Source organism: Frateuria sp., from assembly GCF_035943815.1.
Classification (GTDB): Bacteria; Pseudomonadota; Gammaproteobacteria; order Xanthomonadales; family Rhodanobacteraceae; genus Frateuria_A.
The window spans coordinates 314451-336544 of record NZ_DASZBU010000019.1 but is presented as its reverse complement, the minus strand read 5'-3'; the positions used below and the strand labels follow the sequence as shown (position 1 = coordinate 336544).

24 protein-coding genes are annotated in these 22094 nt (G+C 67.9%); 10 read left to right on the top strand and 14 right to left on the bottom strand.

What is annotated here, in order from left to right:
* Positions 1-14 precede the first annotated feature (14 nt).
* Positions 15-1454 (top strand): metalloprotease TldD, encoded by a 1440-nt coding sequence (tldD, locus tag VGU65_RS15385; RefSeq protein ID WP_327477184.1) that lies wholly within the window; start codon positions 15-17, stop codon positions 1452-1454.
* 108 nt (positions 1455-1562) lie between these two features.
* Here tldD and VGU65_RS15380 read toward each other — a convergent pair whose 3' ends face one another.
* From VGU65_RS15380 to VGU65_RS15370, 3 genes are all read right to left on the bottom strand, one after another.
* A complete protein-coding gene (locus VGU65_RS15380; protein WP_327477182.1) occupies positions 1563-1883 on the bottom strand; it encodes an H-NS histone family protein in 321 nt (106 codons plus the stop codon).
* 179 nt (positions 1884-2062) lie between these two features.
* Positions 2063-3766: a proline--tRNA ligase gene (locus VGU65_RS15375; protein ID WP_327477180.1), complete on the bottom strand. Its 1704-nt coding sequence runs from the start codon at positions 3764-3766 to the stop codon at positions 2063-2065.
* Positions 3767-3832: 66 nt separating this feature from the next.
* Positions 3833-4252, bottom strand: a complete 420-nt coding sequence (locus tag VGU65_RS15370) for a DUF4124 domain-containing protein (protein WP_327477178.1) — start codon at positions 4250-4252, stop codon at positions 3833-3835.
* A gap of 122 nt (positions 4253-4374) precedes the next feature.
* On the opposite strand from VGU65_RS15370, the gene VGU65_RS15365 reads away from it, so the two are divergent.
* Genes VGU65_RS15365 through rimI form a run of 3 tightly spaced genes read left to right on the top strand, consistent with a single transcriptional unit; the run spans position 4375 to position 6145 of the window.
* Positions 4375-5172: a CDP-alcohol phosphatidyltransferase family protein gene (locus tag VGU65_RS15365; protein WP_327477176.1), complete on the top strand. Its 798-nt coding sequence runs from the start codon at positions 4375-4377 to the stop codon at positions 5170-5172.
* Entirely contained in the window at positions 5169-5654 is a 486-nt protein-coding gene (locus VGU65_RS15360; RefSeq protein ID WP_327477174.1) for a hypothetical protein, read from the top strand. The genes VGU65_RS15365 and VGU65_RS15360 overlap by 4 nt, the downstream gene beginning before the upstream one ends.
* Entirely contained in the window at positions 5654-6145 is a 492-nt protein-coding gene (gene rimI, locus VGU65_RS15355) for a ribosomal protein S18-alanine N-acetyltransferase (RefSeq protein WP_327477172.1), read from the top strand. The genes VGU65_RS15360 and rimI overlap by 1 nt, the downstream gene beginning before the upstream one ends.
* Positions 6146-6329: 184 nt before the next feature.
* On the opposite strand, the gene VGU65_RS15350 is transcribed toward rimI, so the two are convergent.
* The 7 genes from VGU65_RS15350 to VGU65_RS15320 form a co-directional block, all read right to left on the bottom strand.
* Positions 6330-9167: a valine--tRNA ligase gene (locus tag VGU65_RS15350; protein ID WP_327477170.1), complete on the bottom strand. Its 2838-nt coding sequence runs from the start codon at positions 9165-9167 to the stop codon at positions 6330-6332.
* A gap of 161 nt (positions 9168-9328) precedes the next feature.
* Positions 9329-10084 (bottom strand): DUF4328 domain-containing protein, encoded by a 756-nt coding sequence (locus tag VGU65_RS15345; protein ID WP_327477168.1) that lies wholly within the window; start codon positions 10082-10084, stop codon positions 9329-9331.
* Positions 10085-10188: 104 nt separating this feature from the next.
* The gene (locus tag VGU65_RS15340) at positions 10189-10539 is read right to left on the bottom strand and encodes a DUF3147 family protein (protein WP_327477167.1); all 351 of its coding nucleotides are present in this window, start codon (positions 10537-10539) and stop codon (positions 10189-10191) included.
* Complete coding sequence (gene hemE, locus VGU65_RS15335; RefSeq protein ID WP_327477165.1) at positions 10539-11612, bottom strand: uroporphyrinogen decarboxylase; 1074 nt, start codon at positions 11610-11612, stop codon at positions 10539-10541. The genes VGU65_RS15340 and hemE overlap by 1 nt, the downstream gene beginning before the upstream one ends.
* 4 nt (positions 11613-11616) lie before the next feature.
* Positions 11617-11877, bottom strand: coding sequence for a WGR domain-containing protein (locus VGU65_RS15330; protein WP_327477163.1), 261 nt, complete (start codon positions 11875-11877; stop codon positions 11617-11619).
* A 193-nt stretch (positions 11878-12070) separates the two neighbouring features.
* Positions 12071-13174, bottom strand: a complete 1104-nt coding sequence (gene aroB / locus VGU65_RS15325) for a 3-dehydroquinate synthase (protein ID WP_327477161.1) — start codon at positions 13172-13174, stop codon at positions 12071-12073.
* Between the two features lie 5 nt (positions 13175-13179).
* The gene (locus VGU65_RS15320) at positions 13180-13719 is read right to left on the bottom strand and encodes a shikimate kinase (protein WP_327477159.1); all 540 of its coding nucleotides are present in this window, start codon (positions 13717-13719) and stop codon (positions 13180-13182) included.
* A 6-nt stretch (positions 13720-13725) separates the two neighbouring features.
* Here VGU65_RS15320 and VGU65_RS15315 point away from each other — a divergent pair, with 6 nt between their 5' ends.
* Positions 13726-14571, top strand: a complete 846-nt coding sequence (locus VGU65_RS15315) for an NAD-dependent epimerase/dehydratase family protein (protein WP_327477157.1) — start codon at positions 13726-13728, stop codon at positions 14569-14571.
* Between the two features lie 134 nt (positions 14572-14705).
* Here VGU65_RS15315 and VGU65_RS15310 read toward each other — a convergent pair whose 3' ends face one another.
* A complete protein-coding gene (locus tag VGU65_RS15310; RefSeq protein ID WP_327477155.1) occupies positions 14706-15536 on the bottom strand; it encodes a kinase in 831 nt (276 codons plus the stop codon).
* 39 nt (positions 15537-15575) lie between these two features.
* Between VGU65_RS15310 and pdxH the strand changes: the two genes are divergently transcribed.
* Genes pdxH through VGU65_RS15295 form a run of 3 tightly spaced genes read left to right on the top strand, consistent with a single transcriptional unit; the run spans position 15576 to position 17397 of the window.
* Positions 15576-16163 (top strand): pyridoxamine 5'-phosphate oxidase, encoded by a 588-nt coding sequence (gene pdxH / locus VGU65_RS15305; RefSeq protein WP_327477153.1) that lies wholly within the window; start codon positions 15576-15578, stop codon positions 16161-16163.
* Positions 16160-16600: a secondary thiamine-phosphate synthase enzyme YjbQ gene (locus tag VGU65_RS15300; RefSeq protein WP_327477151.1), complete on the top strand. Its 441-nt coding sequence runs from the start codon at positions 16160-16162 to the stop codon at positions 16598-16600. Before pdxH ends, VGU65_RS15300 begins: the two co-directional genes overlap by 4 nt.
* Positions 16600-17397 carry an ABC transporter substrate-binding protein gene (locus tag VGU65_RS15295; protein ID WP_327477150.1) on the top strand — a complete coding sequence of 266 codons (798 nt, stop codon included), beginning with the start codon at positions 16600-16602 and terminating at the stop codon, positions 17395-17397. Before VGU65_RS15300 ends, VGU65_RS15295 begins: the two co-directional genes overlap by 1 nt.
* Before the next feature lies 1 nt (position 17398).
* Here VGU65_RS15295 and VGU65_RS15290 read toward each other — a convergent pair whose 3' ends face one another.
* Both VGU65_RS15290 and proC read right to left on the bottom strand, forming a co-directional pair.
* The gene (locus VGU65_RS15290; protein ID WP_327477149.1) at positions 17399-17974 is read right to left on the bottom strand and encodes a YggT family protein; all 576 of its coding nucleotides are present in this window, start codon (positions 17972-17974) and stop codon (positions 17399-17401) included.
* Positions 17971-18801, bottom strand: a complete 831-nt coding sequence (proC, locus tag VGU65_RS15285; protein ID WP_327477147.1) for a pyrroline-5-carboxylate reductase — start codon at positions 18799-18801, stop codon at positions 17971-17973. Before proC ends, VGU65_RS15290 begins: the two co-directional genes overlap by 4 nt.
* 296 nt (positions 18802-19097) lie before the next feature.
* On the opposite strand from proC, the gene VGU65_RS15280 reads away from it, so the two are divergent.
* Both VGU65_RS15280 and VGU65_RS15275 read left to right on the top strand, forming a co-directional pair.
* The gene (locus tag VGU65_RS15280; protein ID WP_327477145.1) at positions 19098-20135 is read left to right on the top strand and encodes a type IV pilus twitching motility protein PilT; all 1038 of its coding nucleotides are present in this window, start codon (positions 19098-19100) and stop codon (positions 20133-20135) included.
* 126 nt (positions 20136-20261) lie between these two features.
* Positions 20262-21428, top strand: a complete 1167-nt coding sequence (locus VGU65_RS15275) for a PilT/PilU family type 4a pilus ATPase (RefSeq protein ID WP_327477144.1) — start codon at positions 20262-20264, stop codon at positions 21426-21428.
* A 97-nt stretch (positions 21429-21525) separates the two neighbouring features.
* On the opposite strand, the gene VGU65_RS15270 is transcribed toward VGU65_RS15275, so the two are convergent.
* Complete coding sequence (locus VGU65_RS15270; RefSeq protein ID WP_327477143.1) at positions 21526-21963, bottom strand: BON domain-containing protein; 438 nt, start codon at positions 21961-21963, stop codon at positions 21526-21528.
* Positions 21964-22094 lie beyond the last annotated feature (131 nt).

Here is a 22094-nt window from a genome sequence, read left to right as displayed (position 1 = left end):
AGGACGCCGGCTCCATGGATTCACTGATTGCCCACGTCGAGAACAAGCTGCTGGCCCCCGGTGGTCTGGCCACCCACGACCTGGAACGTGTCTTCGCGCAATTGATGGGTCCGTCGATCGACGCGGCGGATCTCTATTTCCAGCATTCGCGCAGCGAGTCTTGGCTGCTGGAGGAGGGCATCGTCAAGGACGGCAGCCACTCGATCGAGCAGGGCGTGGGCGTGCGCGCGATCAGCGGCGAGAAGACCGGCTTCGCCTACTCCGACGAGATCGTTCTGCCGCAGCTGCTGGAGGCCTCCAAGGCCGCGCGCGCGATCGCCCAGGGCGGCAATGGCGCCGGCAAGCCGCTGGCGCTCGGCGGCGCGCAGGCGCTCTATCCCGCGCTCGATCCGGTCGAGAGCCTGCCCAACCCGGACAAGATCGCGCTCCTGCGCGAAGTCGATGCGTATGCCCGTGCGCGCGACCCGCGCGTCAAGCAGGTGATCGTAAGCCTGGCCGCGACCATGGATACCGTGCTGGTGGCCGGCGCCGACGGCACCCTGGCCGCCGACGTGCGCCCGCTGGTTCGTCTGAACGTGCAGGTGATCGCCGAGGCCGGCGGCCGGCGTGAGCAGGGCAGCGCCGGTGGCGGTGGCCGCTACGGCTACCGCGAGCTGATCGAGAACGGTCGCGCGCTGGCCTTCGCCGACGAGGCGGTGCGCCAGGCGCTGGTCAACCTCGATTCGATCGATGCCCCGGCCGGTCAGATGACCGTCGTGCTCGGCCCCGGCTGGCCCGGCGTGCTGCTGCACGAAGCGATCGGCCACGGCCTGGAGGGCGACTTCAACCGCAAGGGCAGCTCGGCCTTTGCCGGCCGCATCGGCCAGCGCGTGGCCGCTCCCGGCGTCACCGTGGTCGACGACGGCACCCTGCCCAATCGCCGCGGCTCGCTCAGCGTGGACGACGAGGGCACGCCCAGCGAGTGCACCACGCTGATCGAGGACGGCATCCTCGTGGGTTACATGCAGGACAAGTTGAACGCGCGCCTGATGGGCATGAAACCCACCGGCAACGGCCGGCGCGAATCCTTCGCGCAGCTGCCGATGCCGCGCATGACCAACACCTACATGCGTGCCGGCGCGCAGGATCCGGCCGAGATCATCCGCTCGGTCAAGCGCGGCCTCTATGCGGTGAATTTCGGCGGCGGCCAGGTCGACATCACTAGCGGCAAGTTCGTGTTCTCCGCGAGCGAGGCCTACCTGATCGAGGACGGCAAGGTCACCGCGCCGGTCAAGGGCGCCACGCTGATCGGCTCCGGTCCCGAGGTGCTCACCCGCGTCTCGATGATCGGCAACGATCTCGAGCTGGACCAAGGCATCGGCGTGTGCGGCAAGGACGGCCAGAGCGTGCCGGTCGGCGTAGGCCAGCCCACGCTCAAGATCGATGGCATGACGGTGGGCGGCACCGCGGCCTGAGTTGTCGGCCCTCTTCCCGCTGGGGAGAGGGAGTCAATTGAGCGAAGACCCCGCACAAAAAAACACCGGCACTGGGCCGGTGTTTTTATTTCATGGCAGCCGCCGGAATCAGATCGCCAGATCCTTTTCTTTCTTGCCGGCCTTCAGCGCATCGTTGAACCAGCGAGGGCGCTTGCCGCGGCCGGACCAGGTCTGCTCAGGATTGGCCGGGTTGCGATACTTCGGCGCGACCGTACCGGTGCTGCGGCGGGCCTTGCGGGCGCCGCCGAAAACGTCCTCGAAAGTGAAACCCTCGGCCTTCACCAGCGCGTGGATTTTTTCACGCAGCTTGGCGACCTTTTCCTTGCGCAGCTCATTCTGGCGCACCTGCGCCTTGCTGATCAGTTCATTGAGCTGGTTGTGATTGAGGCTCTTGATATCGACTGCCATGCGTAGGCTCCTGGAAAGTCTTTCGATTATGTGCCTTGCTTCTCGTCATGAGAGCGGTGCGTCCTGTGCCGGGTCCATTCTCGCCCAATAGCGGGGGCGATTGCAAAAGTAGCCGATTATCAGGAAGCCATAAGCGGCCTTGCGCGGAGCGACGGCCTGTTAATGGTGCAAATGGGCACCTACTCTCCTGCCAGCAGCGTGAACAATTCGTCCTCGGTAATGGCGCGGTTGTCCGATTCACTGCGACGGCGGTATTCCAGCGTGCCGGCAGCCAGGCCACGCTCGCTCACCACCACGCGGTGCGGAATGCCGATCAGTTCGAGGTCCGCGAACATCTGGCCCGGGCGCAGGCCACGGTCGTCCAGAACCGTTTCGATGCCGCGCTGTTCCAGTTTGCGATAAAGCGCCTCGGCCGCGGCGCGCACTTCGGGCGAGTTCTTTGGATTGATGATGCAAACGGCCACCCGCCACGGCGCCATGGCTTCGGGCCAGATAATTCCGGCTTCGTCGTGCGATTGCTCGATGGCCGCCGCCACGATGCGACTGACGCCGATGCCATAGCAGCCCATAAGCATCACCTGGCTCTTGCCCTGGTCGTCGAGCACCGTGGCGCCCAGCGCCTGGGCATATTTGGCCCCGAGCTGGAAAATGTGCCCCACTTCGATGCCGCGGGCGATATGCAGCATGCCGTGGCCGTCGGGCGAGAGGTCGCCCTCGACGACCTGGCGGATATCCTCGATACGGGTAATGCGCGCGTCGCGTTCCCAGTTGGCGCCGGTGTAATGGGTGCCATCGGCATTGCCGCCGCAGACGAAATCGGCGAGCACCGCCGCATCGCGGTCGACGATCACCGGAATGCCCGCAGGCAGGCCGACCGGGCCGATGAAACCGGGGCGCGTGCCGGTGGCGTCGAGGATCTCCTCCTCCGAGGCGAGCACCGACTGGTCTGGCAACTCGGGCAGCTTGCCGGCCTTGACCTCATTGATCTCATGGTCGCCGCGCAGGCATAGCGCAACCAGCCCATCGCGACCGCGCACGAGCAGCGTCTTGATGCAAAGCTGCGGCGATACGCCCAGAAAGGCGCTCACTTCGGCGATGGACTTCTGCGTGGGCGTGTCCACGCGCTTGAGTTCCGCATGCGGGGCAGGGCGCGCGCCGGCAGGCGCGAGTGCCTGTGCCTTTTCGACATTGGCTGCGTAATCGGAACCGTCCGAAAAGGCGATCGCGTCTTCGCCCGAGTCGGCCAATACCTGGAACTCATGGCTGGCGTTGCCGCCGATCGCGCCGGTATCGGCCTGCACCGCACGGAACGAAAGGCCCAGCCGGCTGAAAATGCGCGAGTAGGCGCGGTACATCGCTTCGTACGTTTCGCCGAGCGACTCGGCCGAGAGGTGGAAGGAATAGGCGTCCTTCATCAGGAACTCGCGCGCGCGCATCACGCCGAAGCGCGGGCGAATCTCGTCGCGGAACTTGGTCTGGATCTGGTAGAAGTTGAGCGGGAGCTGCTTGTAACTTTTGAGCTCGTTGCGGGCGAAGTCGGTAATGACTTCCTCGTGGGTCGGACCAAAGCAGAATTCCTGGTCCTTGCGGTCACGGATCTTGAGCAACTGGTCGCCGAATTTGTCCCAGCGGCCGGATTCCTCCCACAGTTCCTTCGGCTGCACGGCGGGCATCAGCAATTCGATGGCGCCGGCGCGATTCATTTCCTCGCGCACGGCCTGTTCGACCTTGCGCAATACGCGCAGGCCCAGCGGTGCCCAGGTATACAGGCCCGAAGCGAGTTTGCGGATCATGCCGGCGCGCAGCATCAGTCGGTGACTGGCGATTTCGGCGTCGGCGGGAACTTCCTTGACGGTGGCCAGGTGGAATTGGCTGAGGCGCATGGCGGGCGATCCGGATCGGGCAAAGAGGTCGATTATACGGCCCCCGCCGGTCGGGATTGCCGGCGGTTACTGCGAGCAGAACTGCACGTATTGCTTTTCGGCGGTGGCCATCTGCTGCTTGCGCTGTTCGTCATCCAGCGCGACCGGCTTACCCTGCTGCTCCATCACCACCGGCCCCTTGCTCCTGAGCGTATCGAGGTTGGCTTTGAGCGAACTGCACAGCTTGGCGCGGTTTTCCGGCGTGTCGGCGACGGGGGCGGGTTGTTCGGGTTGCGGCTTGTCGTCGGGCTCGACGGCGGTCGGCTTGGGCGCCGGCGGCGGCGACTGGACCACGCCGGTAGTGGTGATGCGCTTGAATGCGGTGCCCTGCGGCGGAGGCATCTCTGAGTAGTGCACGGTTCCCTGCGCATCGGTCCACTTGTACACCTGCGCCGCGACCGCGGGTGCGAGCAGCAGCAACACGAGGGCAAGGGGCAGGCGGCGCATGGGTTTCTCCGGCGGGGTGGGGCCCGGCACTAGTTAACACTCCGGCGCGCCGGACTCAAGCGCGCCGGAGCAGGCGACGGACGATGGTTTACACTCTCGCGCAGTACGTCACGGATCGTTGCATGAGCGAGAACGCGCCAGTTCGCACCCCGCGCCACCGGGGCATTTACCTGCTGCCGAACCTGTTCACCACGGCGGCGATGTTCGCAGGTTATTACGCCGTGGTGGCGAGCATCGGCGGGCGTTTCACCGAGGCGGCGGTCGCCGTTTTCGTCGCGGCGGTGCTCGACGGCATGGACGGCCGCGTGGCGCGGTTGACCGGCACGCAGAGCGAGTTCGGCGTGCAGTACGACTCGTTGTCGGACCTGGTCAGCTTCGGCCTGGCGCCCTCGCTGGTGATGTACAACTGGTCGCTGTCTTCGCTCAAGGGCTTCGGGCCGGTCTGGGGCAAGATCGGCTGGGCCGCGGCCTTCCTGTATGCCGCCTGCGCCGCGTTGCGCCTGGCGCGGTTCAACACCCAGGTCGGAGTGATCGACAAACGCTATTTCCAGGGCCTGGCCAGTCCGGCAGCGGCCGCCGTGTGCATGTCCTACGTGTGGAGCGTGGAGAAATTCCGCGCTGAGGGCCAGGACATCGACGGCCAGGCGCTGTGTTTCGTCACGCTGGTGGTGGCCGTGGTGGTGGGACTGCTGATGGTCAGCCGCTTCCGCTATTTCAGCTTCAAGTCGCTGCCGATGGGCGAGCGCGACCGCGTGCCGTTCCTGTGGGTGCTGGTCGGCGTGCTGGTGCTGGTGCCCTTCCTGATCGACCCGCCGCGGGTGCTGTTCGTGGTGTTCACGCTGTACCTGCTGTCCGGTCCGGCGGTCACCTTGTGGGGCCGTGCCGCGCATCGCCGGCGGATTCGCCGCGGCAGGCCGTGAGCGCCCTGCCGGCCAGCAGCGAACCCACCGCGCGCCGCGCGCGGATGCTGCGCGCTTTGGGCATCACGCCATGGGTGCGACGCGTTGGCACGGCGGCGGCCGAGCCGCGCGCGGCGCCTGCGCCGGCTGTTCCGCCGGCTTCCTGCGTGGTGCTGTTGCCCGAGGGTTGCTCGCCCCGCGAGCTGGACCTGCTTGGCCGCGCGCTCGCCGCCTATGGGCCGGAACTGGCGCGGGCCGGCCGCATCCTGGTGCGGGAGGGGCGTCCCACCGCCACCGTGTCGCCCGTGCGCGCCTACCTGGTGTTCGGCCAGGCACAGGCGCATGCATTGGGGCGTGAGCTGCCCGCCGCGGTGATGAACCAGGCGCAGATCGTGCTCGCCGACGAACCGCAGCAGGTGCTTGCCAGCGGCGAGGGCAAGCGCCGGCTGTGGACCGCGCTGCGCCAGCTGCGGCGAACGCTGGCCGCACCGGAGAGCGTGTGATGGTGGCGGTGGCGCGCCCGCGGGTGGAGGTGCGCGCCATGCGCCGCGAGGATCTGCCCGCGGTCAGCGCGCTGGAAACCGCCTCGTACGACTTCCCATGGTCCGCCGGCATCTTCGGCGACTGCCTGAAGGCGGGGCATCCGTGCTGGGTGCTCTGCAGCGACGGCGTGGTGGCCGGCTACGGCATCCTGTCGGTAGCTGCCGGCGAGGCGCACGTGCTCAATCTCTGCATCGGTTCCGACTGGCGCGGCCAGGGCCTGGGCCGTCACCTGCTGGGCCGGTTGCTGGACGTGGCGCGCTGGAGCGGCGCCGACCGGGTGTTCCTCGAGGTGCGCCCTTCGAACCCGGTGGCGCAGCAGTTGTACGCCTCGGTCGGCTTCAAGGAGATCGGCCGACGCCCGCGCTACTACCCGGCCAAGAACGGGCGCGAGGACGCCATCGTGATGGCACTGGACCACGCGCCGGGCGGCTCCAGCCCGCCCGCAAGCTGATCCCCTCGGCGCCGCGGGTTAAGCCCCCGTTCTTGGGGAAGGCGCCCGGAGGCGGATGAGGGGGCGGTGCGAAAGGCTTGCCGCGTCCGCCCAAGGTGCGCCCATCCGCCTGTCGGCACCTCCCGCCTTCGCACGGAGGATTCGGTGAAGCGGATGCAGGATCGGCTAACGAATAAGGCAGCGATCACCCTAGCTTGCGCGCCTGCTCCCGCAACGCTTCGAGCTGGGTACCCCAATCCGCGATGCGCTGGCGCTCCTGCGCCACCACCTCGGCTGGCGCGTTGGCCACGAAGTTGACATTGCCGAGCTTGCCCTCGCACTTCCGTATCTCGCCCTCGATGCGGGCGATTTCCTTGGCGAGACGCGCCTTCTCCGCGGTGAGGTCGATCAACCCCGCGAGCGGGATCAATACGCGCAGGCTGCCGACCACCGCCGCGGCCGCCGCGGGCTCCTCGGTGCCCGCTTCGATCCACCGCGGCGTCTCGGTGCGCGCGAGGAAGGCGATCTGCGCGGCGAACTTGGCCACGCGTGTGCGATCGGCAGGCTCCCCGTCGGCCAGCAGCAGAGGGATGGTCTTGCCCGGCGCGATGTTCATCTCCGAGCGGATGCGGCGGATGCCCGAGAGCACCGCCTTGACCCACTCGATTTCGGCGCTGGACGCCTCGTCGGCCGGGAGCCCGGCGGCCGTCGGCCAGGGCCGCTGCATGATGCTCGAAGCCTGGATGCCAAGGCGCGGGGCCACCGACTGCCAGATCTCCTCGGTGATGAACGGGATCACCGGGTGCAGCGCGCGCAGCACCGTCTCCAGCACCACCAGCAGGGTATGCCGGGTGGAGGCCGCAGCGGCCGCGTCGTCGCCGTTCAAGGCGGGCTTGGACAACTCCAGGAACCAGTCGCAGTACTCGTTCCAGACGAACTCGTAGAGCGCCTGCGCCAGCAGATCGAAGCGGTAGGTCGCGAAGTGTCCCTCGACCTCGGTCAGCGTGTGCTTCAAACGCGTGAGAATCCAGCGCTCCGCCTCCGTCGCCGACTGGGCGTTCGCCGTTTCGTGCTCCCCGCCACCGGCTTCATCCACATTCATCAACACGAACCGCGCCGCGTTCCACAGCTTGTTGCAGAACGCCTTGTAGCCTTCGGCGCGCTTGATGTCGAAGTTGATCGTGCGGCTGTAGCTGGCCAGCGCCGCAAAGGTGAAGCGCAGCGCGTCGGTGCCGATCGCCGGGATGCCGGCGGGATAGTCCTTGCGGATGCGCTTCTCCACCTTGTCGCGCACCTGCGGGATCAGCAGCGAGCGGGTGGATTTCTCCACCAGTGGCTCCAGGTCGATGCCGTCGATCAGGTCCAGCGGGTCCAGTGTGTTGCCCTTGGACTTGGACATCTTCTGGCCTTCGGCGTCGCGCACGATGGCGTTGATGTAGACCTCGCGGAAGGGCACCTGCTCGGTGAAGTACAGGGTCGCCATCACCATGCGCGCGACCCAGAAGAAGATGATGTCGAATCCGGTGACCAGCACCGCGCTGGGCAGGAACAGCTTGTCTTGGCTCCAGTCGGCGACCACTTCGCCGCGCTCGTTCTTCACCGACCCCTGCATCGGCCAGCCCAGCGTGGAGAAGGGCCACAGCGCGGCGGAGAACCAGGTGTCGAGCACGTCCTCGTCCTGCCGAAGCGTTCCGACGACCTCGGTGGTCGCGTGGCGGCGCGCGTCCTGCTCGTCCTCGCCGACGAAGATGTTCCCCGCCTCGTCGTACCAGGCCGGGATGCGGTGGCCCCACCAGAGCTGGCGGCTGATGCACCAGTCCTGGATGTTCTCCAGCCACTGCGTGTAGGTGGTGGTCCAGTTCTCCGGCACGAAGCGGATCGCGCCGGAGCGCACCGCTTCCAGCGCCGGCTCGGTGATCGCCGTGCGCCCGCCGGGACGGCCGTCCGCCAGCACCTCGGAGGTGAGGTCGACGAACCACTGGTCGGTCAGCATCGGCTCGATCACCGCGTCCGAGCGCTGGCTGACCGGCACCTGCAGCTTGTGCGGCTTGGTCTCGACCAGCAGGCCCGCCGCTTCGAGGTCCGCCAGTACGGCCTTGCGCGCCTCGTAGCGATCCAGGCCGCGGTACTTCGCCGGCGTGTTGTCGTTGACCTTGGCGTCGAGCGTGAAGATGTTGATCGGCTCCAGCTTGTGGCGCTGGCCGATGGCGTAGTCGTTGAAATCATGCGCCGGGGTGATCTTGACGCAGCCGGTGCCGAACTCGCGGTCGACATAGTCGTCGGCGATCACCGGGATCTCGCGGCCGGTGAGCGGCAGGTGCAGCATCGTGCCGATCAGGTGCGCGTAGCGCTCGTCCTCCGGATGCACCGCCACCGCCACGTCGCCCAGCATGGTTTCCGGGCGCGTGGTGGCGACCACCACCGAGCCCGCGCCATCGGCGGTCATGTAGCGGATCGACCACATGTGTCCGTCGCGCTCGACGTTGTTGACCTCCAGGTCCGACACGGCCGTGCCCAGTGCCGGATCCCAGTTCACCAGGCGGTTGCCGCGGTAGATCAGGCCGTCGCGATACCACTGCACGAACACCTTGCGCACCGCGGCCGAGAGCCCCTCGTCCATGGTGAAGCGCTCGCGCGACCAGTCGGCGGCCACGCCCAGGCGACGCATCTGGTTCGTGATCGTCGAACCCGATTGCTCCTTCCACTGCCATACGCGCTCGACGAAGGGCTCGCGGCCCAGGTCGTGCCGCGACTTGCCCTCGGCGGCGAGCTGGTTCTCCACGATCTTCTGCGTGGCGATGCCGGCGTGGTCGGTGCCGACCTGCCACAGCGTGTTCATGCCGCGCATGCGCTGGTAGCGGATCAGCATGTCCATCACGGTCTGCTGGAACGCATGGCCCATGTGCAGCGTGCCGGTGACGTTCGGCGGCGGCAGCAGGATGCAGTAAGGCTCGCCTTGGCCGGTCGGCTTGAACGCGCCGCTTTCCTCCCAGCGGGCGTACCACGTCGATTCGATCTGGCCGGGCTCGAAACTCTTGTCCATCGGAGACTCGCGATGGCGCGCCGTGCGGCGCGCGCGTCATGGAAGGTAAGCCTGCGATTGTACGGGGCGCGCGTCATGGCCCCAAGCCGTGGCGGCGCAGGCAGCAAAAAGGCCCCGGCTCGAGCCGGGGCCCCGGGTCGACCGCATCGGTGCCGGATCGCCTAGGCGACGAAGGCGTCGGCCAGCGAAGGTGTCGGGATCGCCGGCATGGCCTGCTGGCGCTCGCGCTCTTCCACCTGCATGCGGGTCAGCCGCGACACCACGAGCAGGAACAGCGCGGCGGCCACCAGGTTCAGCGCCTGGCCGCAGAGCAACAACCACTGCTGCGTATGCAAGCCTTCGAAGGTGTGCTCCGGCCGCAGGTACTGCGTGACGAACCAGTAGGACAGGTTGCCCGCGACCCAGAAGCACCACCAGGTCGCCAGCAACCGCGGCGTACCGAGTTTCTGCCAGCGAGTGGGCGCATGCGACGCCAGCCAGACCTGGGTCATTGCCCGCATCGGCCGCACCAGATTCATGACCGGCACGACGTACCAGCCCACCGCCCAGCCGGGCGAGTCGTCCAGGCCCTTGGCGCCGAGCGCGCGGACGTTGCAGGCCACCCGATGGACCCAGCTACCGGCCCAGAGGTAGCAGGCCAGCATCAGCACCAGTTGCAGGCGGAACAGGTTCAATTGCAGTCGGCCGGTGCCGGCCAGTTCCTCCTGAAGGCCCGTACTGATGCCCGTATCGATTCCCTGCTGCAGCAACTGCAGTCCATGGAGCATGACGGCGATGACCGCCAGCGTGAGCAGCACGAACGCGGCGAGCACGCCCCGCACGCCGTTGCCCAGCGCGGCCGGTGACCGGAAAACGTACGGTTGCGCAACATCGTCCGCGCCCGGAACCGGCGCGTTGAAAGGATTGCTTCGCGACATGACGGCACCCCCTGCCTTTTGCCGACCGGCCATTCGCCGGCGGGCTCATCATGCGCCGCAGCTATGGACAGGGCAAGCGGGGTGTGTTAGGCGGATTTGCGTGCCTAGAGCAATTCGATCCCGAAACGCCGCACCGCGAGCGCGAACAGGCCGAAACACGCCGCCGTGATGGCCGCGCAAGTGAGCAGCGTGGGCCAGAAACCCAACCGGGGCAGCAGCGCCGGGAAGATCAGGAACATCGGCAAGGTCGGCAGCACGTACCAGAACGTGTACCAGGCATGGTTGGCGATCTTCTGCTGCGGCTGGTGCTCCAGTTGGAGCCAGATGAGCGCCAGCAGGGTCACCATCGGCAGGGCGCCGAGCAGGCCGCCCAGCCTGTCGCTGCGCTTGGCCGCCTCGGACACCAGTACCACCACGGCGGCGGTGATCAGGTACTTGGTGACGAGCCAGGCCATCAGCCGCCCGCCCGCAAGCTGCGCCCGTAGGCGTGCACTTCGTCGACCAGCACCTTGACGTGCTCCGGCTCGACTTCCGGCGTGATGCCGTGGCCCAGGTTGAACACATGGCCGGGGTGGTTGCCGAAGCTGTCCAGCACTGCGCGCGCCTCGCGGCGGATCACTTTGGGATTGGAGCGCAGCACGGCCGGGTCGAGGTTGCCTTGCAGTGCGACCTTGCCCTGCACGGCGCGGCGGGCCTGGTCCAAGTCGATGGTCCAGTCCACGCCGAGCGCCGCGCAGCCGGAGCCCGCCATTTCGGCCAGGTGCAGCCCCGCGCCCTTGGAGAACAGGATCACCGGGAGTTCGCGTGCGCGCGGGTCGGCTTTCAACGCGGCAACCACCTCGCGCATGTAGCGCAGCGAGAATTCGCGGAAGGGAGCCGGCCCGAGCAGGCCACCCCAGGTATCGAACACCATCAGCGCTTGCGCGCCCGCGGCGGCCTGGGCCGCGAGATAGGAGGAGACCGCGCGGGTCAGCGTGTCGAGCAATTGGTGGGCGAGCGCCGGCTCGTTCCAGCACATCGCCTTGAGCGTGGCGAAATCGCGTGAGCCCCGGCCTTCGACCATGTAGCAGGCGAGCGTCCATGGGCTGCCGGAGAAACCGATCAGTGGCACGCGGCCGTCGAGCTCCTTGCGGATCAGCCGGACGGCGTCCATCACGTAGCGCAGCTCGCGGTCCATGTCCGGCACGGCCAGCCGCCCGATGTCGGCGGCGTTGCGCAGGGGGCGCGCGAACTGCGGGCCTTCGCCCTGGGCGAAGGACAGCCCCAGGCCCATCGCGTCGGGGATGGTGAGGATGTCGGAGAACAGGATGGCGGCGTCGAGCTCGAAACGCTCCAGCGGCTGCAGCGTCACCTCGCAGGCGAACTCGGGGTTCTGCGCCAGGCCCATGAAGCTGCCGGCACGCTCGCGCGTGGCGCGATACTCGGGCAGGTAGCGGCCGGCCTGACGCATCACCCAGATCGGCGTGGTGTCGGTCGGCTCGCGGCGCAGGGCGCGCAGGAAGCGGTCGTTCTTCAGTGGTGCGTTCATGTCGTCAGCGGCCGTGCGGGCCGTCCAGGCCCTGGGCGAACATCACGCGGAAGCCGCGCTTGAGCTGCGCGTCGCGCGCCTTCTCGAACGCCGCGATGGCGGCGTCGCGCTCGAGGAACTGCTCGCGCTTGAGCGTGGCCTTGCCGCCCTGCGTGCCGCTTTCGCGGTAGAGCGTCCAGCCGCCGAGCAGATCCTGTTCGAGCACGATCTGCACGTAGCGCGGCGCCTCGGACGAGGCGGGCATGGTTTGCAGGTAGAGACGCATGGTGTCCGTGATGGTGCGGCAAGGGCGCCGCAGGCGCGCCATTCTAGAAGGCCGCGGCAAGGCTGGCGAGCGTAGGTGTTGTCGTTCCTGCCGGAACGTGTCCGCCGGGGCCGTCGCTGCCTTGGCCCTGGCGAGCGCGCCGCGTGGCGAGGCACGTGCGGCCGACGTGGCGGTTTCCTGGTGGCTTCGTCCGCTAAGAAGCCGCGGGCGAGGCCTCGCGCAGGACCGCCAGCACCGCCGCCTCGTCGACACCGCCGACAATCTCTGCCCGACCGATGCCCCGCCACAGGATCAGGCGCAGCGTGCCTGCGGTGTTTTTCTTGTCCAGCCGCATCAGGGCGAGCAATTGTTCGGGATCCGAACCGGCCGGCACGGCGGTCGGCAAGCCGAGTCGGTCGAGCAGGCGCTGCAGGCGGGCGGTGTCGGCCGGCCCGCTCATGCCCAGTCGCTCGGACAACCGGGCCGCCAGCAGCATGCCGATGGCGACTGCCTCGCCATGCAACAGGGCCGTGTAGCGGCCGGCAGTTTCCAGCGCATGGCCGAAGGTATGGCCCAGGTTGAGCAGGGCACGCTCGCCCTGCTCGGTTTCGTCGCGGGCGACCACCTCGGCCTTGTAGCGGACCTTGCGCGCGATCGCCTCGACGACGATGGCGGCATCCCGGGCGGCCAGCGCCTCGGCGCGCGCTTCCAGCCAGGCGAAGAACGCGGCGTCGCCGATCGCCGCGCCCTTGGCCACTTCGGCCAGGCCCGCGCGGTATTCGCGGTCGGGCAGGGTGGCCAGGGTGTCGACGTCGGCGACCACCGCGCGCGGCTGGTGGAAGGCGCCGACCAGGTTCTTGCCTGCGGGCAGGTTGACGCCGGTCTTGCCGCCGACCGAGGAATCGACCATCGCCAACAGGGTGGTCGGCACCTGGATGAAATCGATGCCGCGCATCCAGCAGGCCGCGGCGAAGCCGGCCAGGTCGCCGACCACGCCGCCACCCAGCGCGACCACGCAGGCATCCCGGGTGGCGCCCAGCGTGGCCAGCGCATCCAGCGCCCGGCCGACGTTCGCGAAGCTCTTGTGCGCCTCGCCGTCCTCCAGCAGGAAGCTCGACCACTGCAGTCCGTCGAGGCCCTTGGCCAGCCGCTCCAGATACAGCGGCGCCACGGTGGTGTTGCTGACCACCAGCGCGTGGCGCCCGCGCAGGCGCGCCCGCCAGCGGGCACTGTCGCCGAGCAGGCCATGGCCGATCCACACGGGATAGCGGCGTGCGCCGAGCGCGACTTCGATCGTCTGGACGTCCGTTTCGTTCATGCGGTTCACGCGGCCTGCTGCCGTTGCCAATGCTGGTCGAGCAGCGCCAGGCAGCGTTCGCTCGCCGTCGCCACCCCTTCGTGTTCGCCGGGCATGCGCAGGTCGGCGATTCCGCGGTAGAGCGGTGCGCGCACCTGCGCCATCGCCTCTAGCTTGCCGCGCCGGTCCTCGCCCGCGAGCAGGGGACGCTTGGTGTCGCGCGCCAGGCGCTCGAGCTGCTGCTCCACGGTGGTGTCCAGCCACAGCACGAAGCCGCGCTCGGCCAGGTGCCGACGGTTGGCCGGATCGAGCACGGCGCCGGCGCCGGTGGCCAGCAGCACGCCCGTGCGCGCGGTGATCTCATCGAGCAGCGCCGTTTCGCGCTGGCGGAAACCCGCCTCGCCCTCGATCTCGAACACGCAACGTACGTCCACGCCGCAGTGCCGCTCGATCTCCTGGTCCAGATCCAGGAACGGCAGGCCATAATGCGCGGCGAGGCGTCGGCCGATCGACGTCTTGCCGGCACCGGTCGGACCGACCAGGAACAGGTTGCACGAGGGGTTCATGCGCGCATGCTAGCAACCACGGGCGAACGCGTCTTGCTGGCCGGTTGCGGCGACGTGGGACTGCGCGTGGCGCGGCAATTGCTCGCGCAGGGGCACGAGGTGTTCGCGCTGCGTCGGCGCCCGCCGGCGGCCGCCGGGGACGGCATCGGTTGGCTTGCCGGCGACCTGACCTTGCCCGCGACATGGGATGGCCTGCCCGCAGGCATTACCCGGGTGGCCTACCTGCCGGCGCCCGATGTGCGCGACCGGGCCACCTATGAGGCCGTCTTCCTCGATGGCCTGCACGCCATGCTTGCGGCGCTGGACCGATCGGCGCTGCGGCGCGTGCTGTTCGTCTCCTCCAGCGCGGTCTACGGCGACCATGCCGGCGATTGGGTGGATGAGGACACGCCGGCACGGCCGCCCGGCTTCAACGGTGCCGTGTTGCTCGAAGCGGAGCGTCGGCTCGAGGCCGAGCCGGTGGCTTCCACGGTGGTGCGGCTGGCCGGCCTGTACGGGCCGGGACGGTTGCAACTGGTCGATCGGCTGCGTGCGGGCAGGGTGACCGTGCCGCGCGGGCAGGTTCACTGGGCCAACCGGATCCACGTCGAGGATGCCGCGGCAGCGATCGCCCATCTGCTCTTGTTGCCCGATGCCGCTCCACGTTATTTGGGCGTCGACGACACCCCGCTGCCGCTCGATGTGCTGTACGACCATCTGGCCGGACTGGTCGGCGCGCCGCGTCCGCCGGACGGGCCGGCGCCCGAGGGCATCGGCAGCAAGCGGCTCTGCAATGCACGCCTGCGCGCGAGCGGGTTCGTGCCGCGCTGGCCGGACGCACGCTCGGGCTACGCAGCATTGCTGGGCGGGTAGCCGCTTGTTTCGTCCCGCCAGGGGAGAGCACCGGGGCGGGGGCGTGGGAAATGCGCCGCTCGTACATCGTTGTTCTTGCGTCGTCTGGCGACGAGAGCCGGCGTTTACCGAATTCTCTCCATCAGGGAGAGGCGTCAGGCGTGGGCCATGCCAGTGACGTGGCGGTTGTCGTCGTACTCGACCACGCTGTCTGCCAGTGCAGGCAGGGTGGCCAGTGCGTGCCGGCTCAGGCGTTCGAAGTGGGCCAGGAAGCGCACCATCGCCTTGGCGTCCATCGCCAACGGCGCGTGCCGTGCGAGCAGGGCTTCCTCCTGCTCGCCTCGCCAGCGGCGCACCACGTCCCAGTTCGGCGCCTGCAGCACGATCAGCGCATCGAGCTTGCGCCACAGCGGCTGGTAGGCGCGCAGTTGCTTGTTGACCCAGTGGCGCCAGCGGCAATCCGGGTCTTCCTCTCGTTCGAGCCGGTTCACCGGCGTCTCCAGCGCTGCCTGCAGCTGCGGACGCAGCCCGAGTGCCCAGCCTTCGAGGATCACCAGCTTCGGCGGACGGTTCACTTTCGGCCAGCGCGAGGGCGGCACGCGGGTATCACGGCCCTTGTCGAAGCGCGGCCAGGTCACCGGCAGCCTTTCCGACGCCTGCGGCAGGGCCGCCAGCACCGAGAGCAGCAGCTCGATCTCGTGGGTGCCCGGCACGCCGCGCGTGCGCAGCAGCGGGTGCACCTCGCGCGCCAGCGCCTCGCGCTCGCTGCGCGGGTAGTAGAAGTCGTCCAGCGTGAGCACGTCGGTGGGCCAGCCGCGCGACTCGGCGTCCGCTTTCATCACCCGCGCCAGCGTGCTCTTGCCGCTGCCCTGCAGGCCGGACAGGCCCAGGATGTAGGGGCGGCGTGAACGCGCGATGCGCCCGGCGTAGTGGTCGAGCAGATGGCCGGCGAGGGCGACATTCTGCGTGCTAGCATCGTTGGTCATCCGCGCATGATGGCGCGGCGCCGCCACGATGCAAGAGTCATGCTCAAACGCGAGATCCTGGACACCTTCCTCGGCCTGCTGGAAGAGGCCACCGGCGGCGGCGATCCCGAACCCACGGCGATGAACCTGGCCACCGCCGACGCGGCCGGTAGGGTGAGCTCACGCATCGTGCTCCTCAAAGGGGCCGACGAGCGCGGCTTCCGCTTCTACACCAACTACGAAAGCGACAAGGGCGTGCAGTTGGAGGACCACCCGCAGGTGGCGCTCAATTTCCACTGGAAGCACCTGCGCGAAGGCGTGCAGGTGCGCGTGGAGGGTGTGGCGCGCAAGCTGCTGGCGGAGGAGTCGGACGCCTACTTCGCCAGCCGCGCCCGTGGCAGCCAGATCGGCGCCTGGGCCTCGCTGCAGTCGCAGACGTTGCCTGACCGGGAAACCTTCGAGCAGCGCGTGGATCGGTGCGAGAAGGAGTTCGAGAACCGGGACGTGCCGCGCCCGCCGCACTGGGGCGGCTTTGTGGTGGAGCCTGACATGGTCGAGTTCTGGTACGGCGCGCAGTTTCGCTTGCACGAGCGCGTGCGCTGGAGCCGCCACGGCCAGACCTGGACCAGCCGGCTGCTCTATCCATGACCCATGCGCAGCCCGCTCCGCACGTCGCCCAGGGCGGCTTCGTCGTGCACACGCGCGGGCGCGGCTTCAACGATGTAACCGCCAAGGTCGTCGACGCGGTCGCCGCCAGCCACGTGCAGAACGGCATCGCCCACGTCTTCACCCAGCACACCAGCTGTTCGCTGCTGATCTGCGAGAACGCCGATCCTGCCGTTCGCACCGATCTGGAACGCTGGTTCGCGCGTGCCGCACCCGATGGCGACCCGATGTTCGAGCACGACGCCGAAGGCCCGGACGACATGCCCGCCCACGTGCGTTCGGTGCTCGCCGGTGTCAGCCTCACCGTGCCGGTGCACGGCGGCAAGCCGCAGCTTGGCACCTGGCAGGGCATCTATCTGTGGGAGCACCGCCACGACCCGCACCAGCGCAAGGTCACGGTGAGCGTGCTGGGGCGCTGATGGGCGGTTTCCCGCAACGCATCGTCTGCCTCACCGAGGAGCCGACCGAAGTGCTCTACGCGCTGGGCGAGGAGCATCGCATCGTCGGCATCTCCGGGTTCACCGTGCGCCCGGCCCGCGCGCGTCGGGAGAAGCCCAAGGTCTCGGCGTTCACCAGCGCGAAGATCGGCGAGATCCTCAAGCTCGAGCCCGACCTGGCGATCGGCTTTTCCGACATCCAGGCCGACATAGCGCGGGAACTGATCAAGGCCGGGGTGGAAGTGTGGATAAGCAACCACCGCAGCGTGGAAGGCATCCTGGCCTATGTTCGGCGCCTGGGTGCGATGGTGGGCTCGGGCGACAAGGCCGAGGCATATGCGCGGCGCGCGGAAGCGCATATCGCTCAGATACGGGCAGCGGCGGCGCGCCTGCCGCGCCGGCCGAAGGTCTACTTCGAGGAATGGGACGAGCCGATCATCACCGGCATCCGCTGGGTGGCCGAGCTGATCGGCATCGCCGGTGGCGAGGATGCGTTCCCGGAACTCGCGCGCGAGCCGCTGGCCAGGCAGCGCATCCTGGCCGATGGCGGCGAGGTGGTGCGCCGTGCGCCGGACATCATCCTTGGCTCGTGGTGCGGCAAGCGCTTCCGCCCGGAAAAGGTGGCGGCACGGCCGGGTTGGGCGGCGATCCCGGCGGTGCGCGACGGCGAGCTGCACGAGGTCAAGTCGCCGATCATTCTGCAGCCGGGGCCGGCGGCGCTGTTCGACGGGCTGGCCGAACTGCACCGGATCATTTCGGCCTGGGTATTGCGGCGCTAGGTCAGAAGCCGCGGGCGAGCTGGCTGCCCCAGTCGAACAGCGGCGCCGCCAACAGGATGCGCGCGAGCAGCAGCACGATCATCACCGCGGCAGGCGAGAAATCGAGCATGCCCACCACCAGCTTGCCGCGCAGCGGACGCAGCAGCGGATCGACGATCGCCTCGACCAGCTGCAGTACCGGGTGGTACGGACTGACCTGGAACATGCTCAGCAGCGACCAGCCGAACACCAGCACCAGGTAGAACAGCAGCACGAAGTCGAGCAGGTCGGCCAGCGCCAGCACCAGCAGGCCGGCCACGTGCGGCAGGGCGCCGACCAGCGCGAACAGCACCAGCCGCTTGAGCAGCATCACCAGGTAGCACACCAGCAACGCGGCCAGGTTGATGCGCCGCCAGTTCGGCAGCACGCGGCGGATCGGCGCCAGCAGCGGATTGGTGTAGCGGTAGACGAACTGGCTGACCGGGTTGCGGAAGTCGGCCCGTCCGGCCTCGGCAAGCAGGCGCAAAACGAACAACGTGGCCAGCGCATCGAAAGCGATCTCCACGAGCATCGAAAACGCATTGAGCAAGTAGGTCACGGGCGGGACTCCTTGGCGTCCAGTTCGTCGGCCAGTTCGGTGCCGCGACGGGTGGCCGCGGCGACGGCGCGCGCGGCCACGCGCGCCAGGCCGTCGGCAGCGAAGCTTTCCAGCGCCGCCTGCGTAGTGCCGTTGGGAGAGGTCACGCGTCGGCGCAATTCGCCGGGCGCTTCGCCGCTCTCGGCCAGCATGCGGCCGGCGCCCAGGCAGGTTTGCGCGGCCAGCGCGCGGGCCGTGTCGCGCGGCATGCCCTGGGCCACGGCAGCGTCTTCCAGCGCCTCCACCAGCGCAAAGAAATAGGCCGGGCCGGAGCCGGACAGAGCGGTGACCGTATCCATCTGCGCCTCCTCGTCGATCCAGCGGGTCAGGCCCACTGCATCCAGGATGTGCTGCGCCTGCGCCTTCTGCGGCGGGCTGACCCGCGCGTTGGCGCACAGCCCGGTGGCGCCTGCGCCGATCAGCGCGGGGGTGTTGGGCATGCAGCGCACGATCGGCAGCGCGCCGAACCAGCGCTCCAGCTGGTCCAGCCGCACGCCGGCGGCGATCGAGACCAGCAGCGGCCGCTGGCGTTGCAGCACGTCGCGCAGCTCGGCCTGGAGCGTAGGCATGATCTGCGGCTTGACCGCCAGCAGCAGCACCTCGGCGCCCTCGGCGGCGAGCCGGTTCTCGGCGAAGGTGGCTACGCCGAATTCGCGCCCGAGCGCATCGCGCGCCTGCGCCTGCGGCTCGGCCACGCGGATGGAAGAGGCCGCGGCGCCGGTCTTGAGCAGGCCGCCGATCAGGCTGCGCGCCATGTTGCCGCCGCCGATGAAGGCAAGTCGTGTCATGCCGGTCCTTGAGGGTTGCTTCAGGCCGCTACATTAACCCGAAGCGGCTGTCCGGCGGATGGTGTATCGGCTTCGACGGGAGGGCGCCGTCCCGTCCGGGAGGCGGTCTCAGTTTCCGCAGGAAGATGCCGCAACCTACTGGCCCCACAGCCATTGGCGCGAGTAGTATCGGCCGCAAGCAAGGGGGATGTGGAATGGCCGGCTCCATGGCGACGGTGGGTGCGCGCAAGCGCGCAGCCGGGCGGTCCCCTGCGCAATGCCGCTTTTCATCCAGATGAACGCTCAAGGGGAACCCGATGGACATCGCCGAACTGCTGGCCTTCTCGGTGAAGAACAAGGCCTCGGACTTGCATCTTTCCGCCGGCCTGCCGCCGATGATCCGCGTGGATGGCGACGTGCGCCGCATCAACATCCCGGCGCTGGAGCACAAGCAGGTGCACTCGCTCATCTACGACATCATGTCGGACAAGCAGCGGCGCGACTACGAGGAATTCTACGAAACCGACTTCTCCTTCGAGATCCCTGGCCTGGCGCGTTTCCGCGTCAACGCGTTCAACCAGAACCGTGGCGCCGGCGCCGTGTTCCGTACGATTCCTTCCGAAGTGCTGACGCTGGAAGACCTGGGCGCACCGCGCATCTTCAAGGAACTGATCGAGCAGCCGCAGGGCCTGATCCTGGTCACCGGGCCGACCGGCTCGGGCAAGTCGACCACGCTGGCGGCCATGGTCGACCACATCAACAAGAACGAATACGGGCACATGCTCACGGTCGAGGATCCGATCGAGTTCGTGCACACCTCGCAGAAGTGCCTGGTCAACCAGCGCGAGGTGCATCGCGACACGCATGGGTTCAACGAGGCGCTGCGCTCGGCGCTGCGCGAGGACCCGGACTACATCCTGGTCGGCGAGCTGCGCGACCTGGAGACCATCCGCCTGGCGCTGACCGCCGCCGAAACCGGGCACCTGGTGTTCGGCACGCTGCACACCAGTTCGGCCGCCAAGACGATCGACCGCATCATCGACGTGTTCCCTGCCGGCGAGAAACCGATGGTCCGCTCGATGCTGTCCGAGTCGCTGCGCGCGGTGATCTCGCAGACGCTGCTGAAGAAGGTCGGCGGCGGGCGCATCGCGGCGCACGAGATCATGGTCGGCATCCCCGCCATCCGCAACCTGATCCGCGAGGACAAGGTCGCGCAGATGTACTCCTCGATCCAGACCGGCCAGCAGTTCGGCATGCAGACGCTGGACCAGAACCTGCAGGACCTGGTCAAGCGCGGCATCGTCGCGCGGCAGGAGGCGATCGGCTATGCCAAGAACAAGGATATTTTCAAATAAGCGGGGATCGGGAAGGGTGAGCCGGGATTCGCAGAACCCGCTCACCGATTACCGGTACGCTGCACGCCGTGGATGACCGCCAGGTACTCCCGGCGATTCCCGATTTCCGATTCGCGGACCCAAGCCATGAGCGACTTCGACTTCACCTCCTTCCTCAAGCTGATGGTGCACAAGAAGGCGTCGGACCTGTTCGTCACCGCCGGCGTGGCGCCGTCGATGAAGCTGCAGGGTCGCATCGTGCCGATCACGCAGAGCCCGCTGTCGGTGCAGCAGGCGCGCGACATGGTGCTCAACGTGATGACGCCCTCGCAGCGCGAGGAGTTCGAGAAGACCCACGAGTGCCAGTTCGCGATCTCCGCGCAGGGCGTGGGCCGCTTCCGCGTCTCATGCTTCTACCAGCGCAACTGCGTGGGCATGGTGCTGCGACGGATCGAATCGAAGATCCCCACCTTCGAGGAACTCACGCTGCCGCCGGTGCTCAAGTCGCTGTCGATGACCAAGCGCGGCATCATCATCTTCGTCGGCGCCACCGGTTCGGGTAAGTCCACTTCGTTGGCGGCGATGGTCGGCTACCGCAACCAGAACTCCACCGGGCACATCATCACCATCGAGGACCCGATCGAGTACGTGCACAAGCACGAGGGCTGCATCATCACCCAGCGCGAGCTCGGCATCGACACCGACAACTGGGAGAACGCGCTCAAGAACACCCTGCGCCAGGCGCCGGACGTGATCCTCATCGGTGAAGTGCGTACGCGCGAGACGATGGAATACGCGATCAACTTCTCCGAAACCGGTCACCTGTGCCTCTGCACGCTGCACGCCAACAACGCCAACCAGGCGATCGACCGCATCCTGCACTTCTTCCCCGAGGACCGGCGCCAGCAGCTGTTCATGGATCTGTCGCTCAACCTCAAGGGCATCGTGGCCCAGCAGCTGATCCCCACGCCCGACGGCAAGGCGCGCCGCGTGGCGGTGGAAGTCCTGCTTGGCACGCCGCTGGTGCAGGACTACATACGCCAGGGCGAGATCCACAAGATCAAGGACGTGATGAAGGAATCGACCAACTTGGGCATGCGCACCTTCGATCAGAGCCTGGTCGAGCTCTACCATGCCGGCGAGATCAGCTACGAAGACGCGCTGCGCCACGCGGACAGCTCCAACGAGGTGCGCCTGCGCATCAAGCTTGCCCAGGGAGGCGACGCGCATACCCTGTCACAGGGCCTGGAAGGCGTTGAGCTGGAAGATACGCGCGACAACAACCAGTTCGGCGGCGGCATGCTGCGCCGTTGACCCATCCCCGGGGCCGATATATACGAACGTGCATCGGCCGGATCGGAAACAAAAAGGAGCCCGCAGGCTCCTTTTTGTTTCCGGGAAAACGGGCGGCTCACATGCCCGAGGTCGACCCGGATGCCGGCTCGGTCGTCGTGGTCGTGGTCGTGGTGCTCTTGGTCTTGGTGGGCTCAACGGTAAGTCCGGTGGCATCCACGCTCTTGACGCCCTTGACCTTGCGCGCCACGTGCACCGCGCGGCTCTTTTCCTTTTTGCTGCCCACGGTGCCGGTCAGGCGGACCACGCCATCGGTGGTATCCACCGAGATATCCGTGGCATGGACGTGCTTGGTCGTGGCGAGTTCGGATTTCACCTTGGTGGTGATCCAGGCGTCATCGACCTTGCCCGGCACGGTCTGGTTGCTCGATTGCATGCTGCCGCTGGACTGGGCGCCGGTATCCTGTGCGAGGGCCTGTGCGACCGGAACGGCGGCCAGCGCAGCGGTCAGGCCTGCGGCAACGAGGGCACGATGGAACGCGGAAGTGGTACGCATGAGACTCTCCTTAGGTTGGCGATCAAGGCAGCCGATGCGCGCCGCATCGACCGATCCATGGCAACAGGGCGCCTGTGAACACGGTGTGCGCTGGCCGCCTGGTGTTCAGTGGCAATTACCGTTGTGAACGC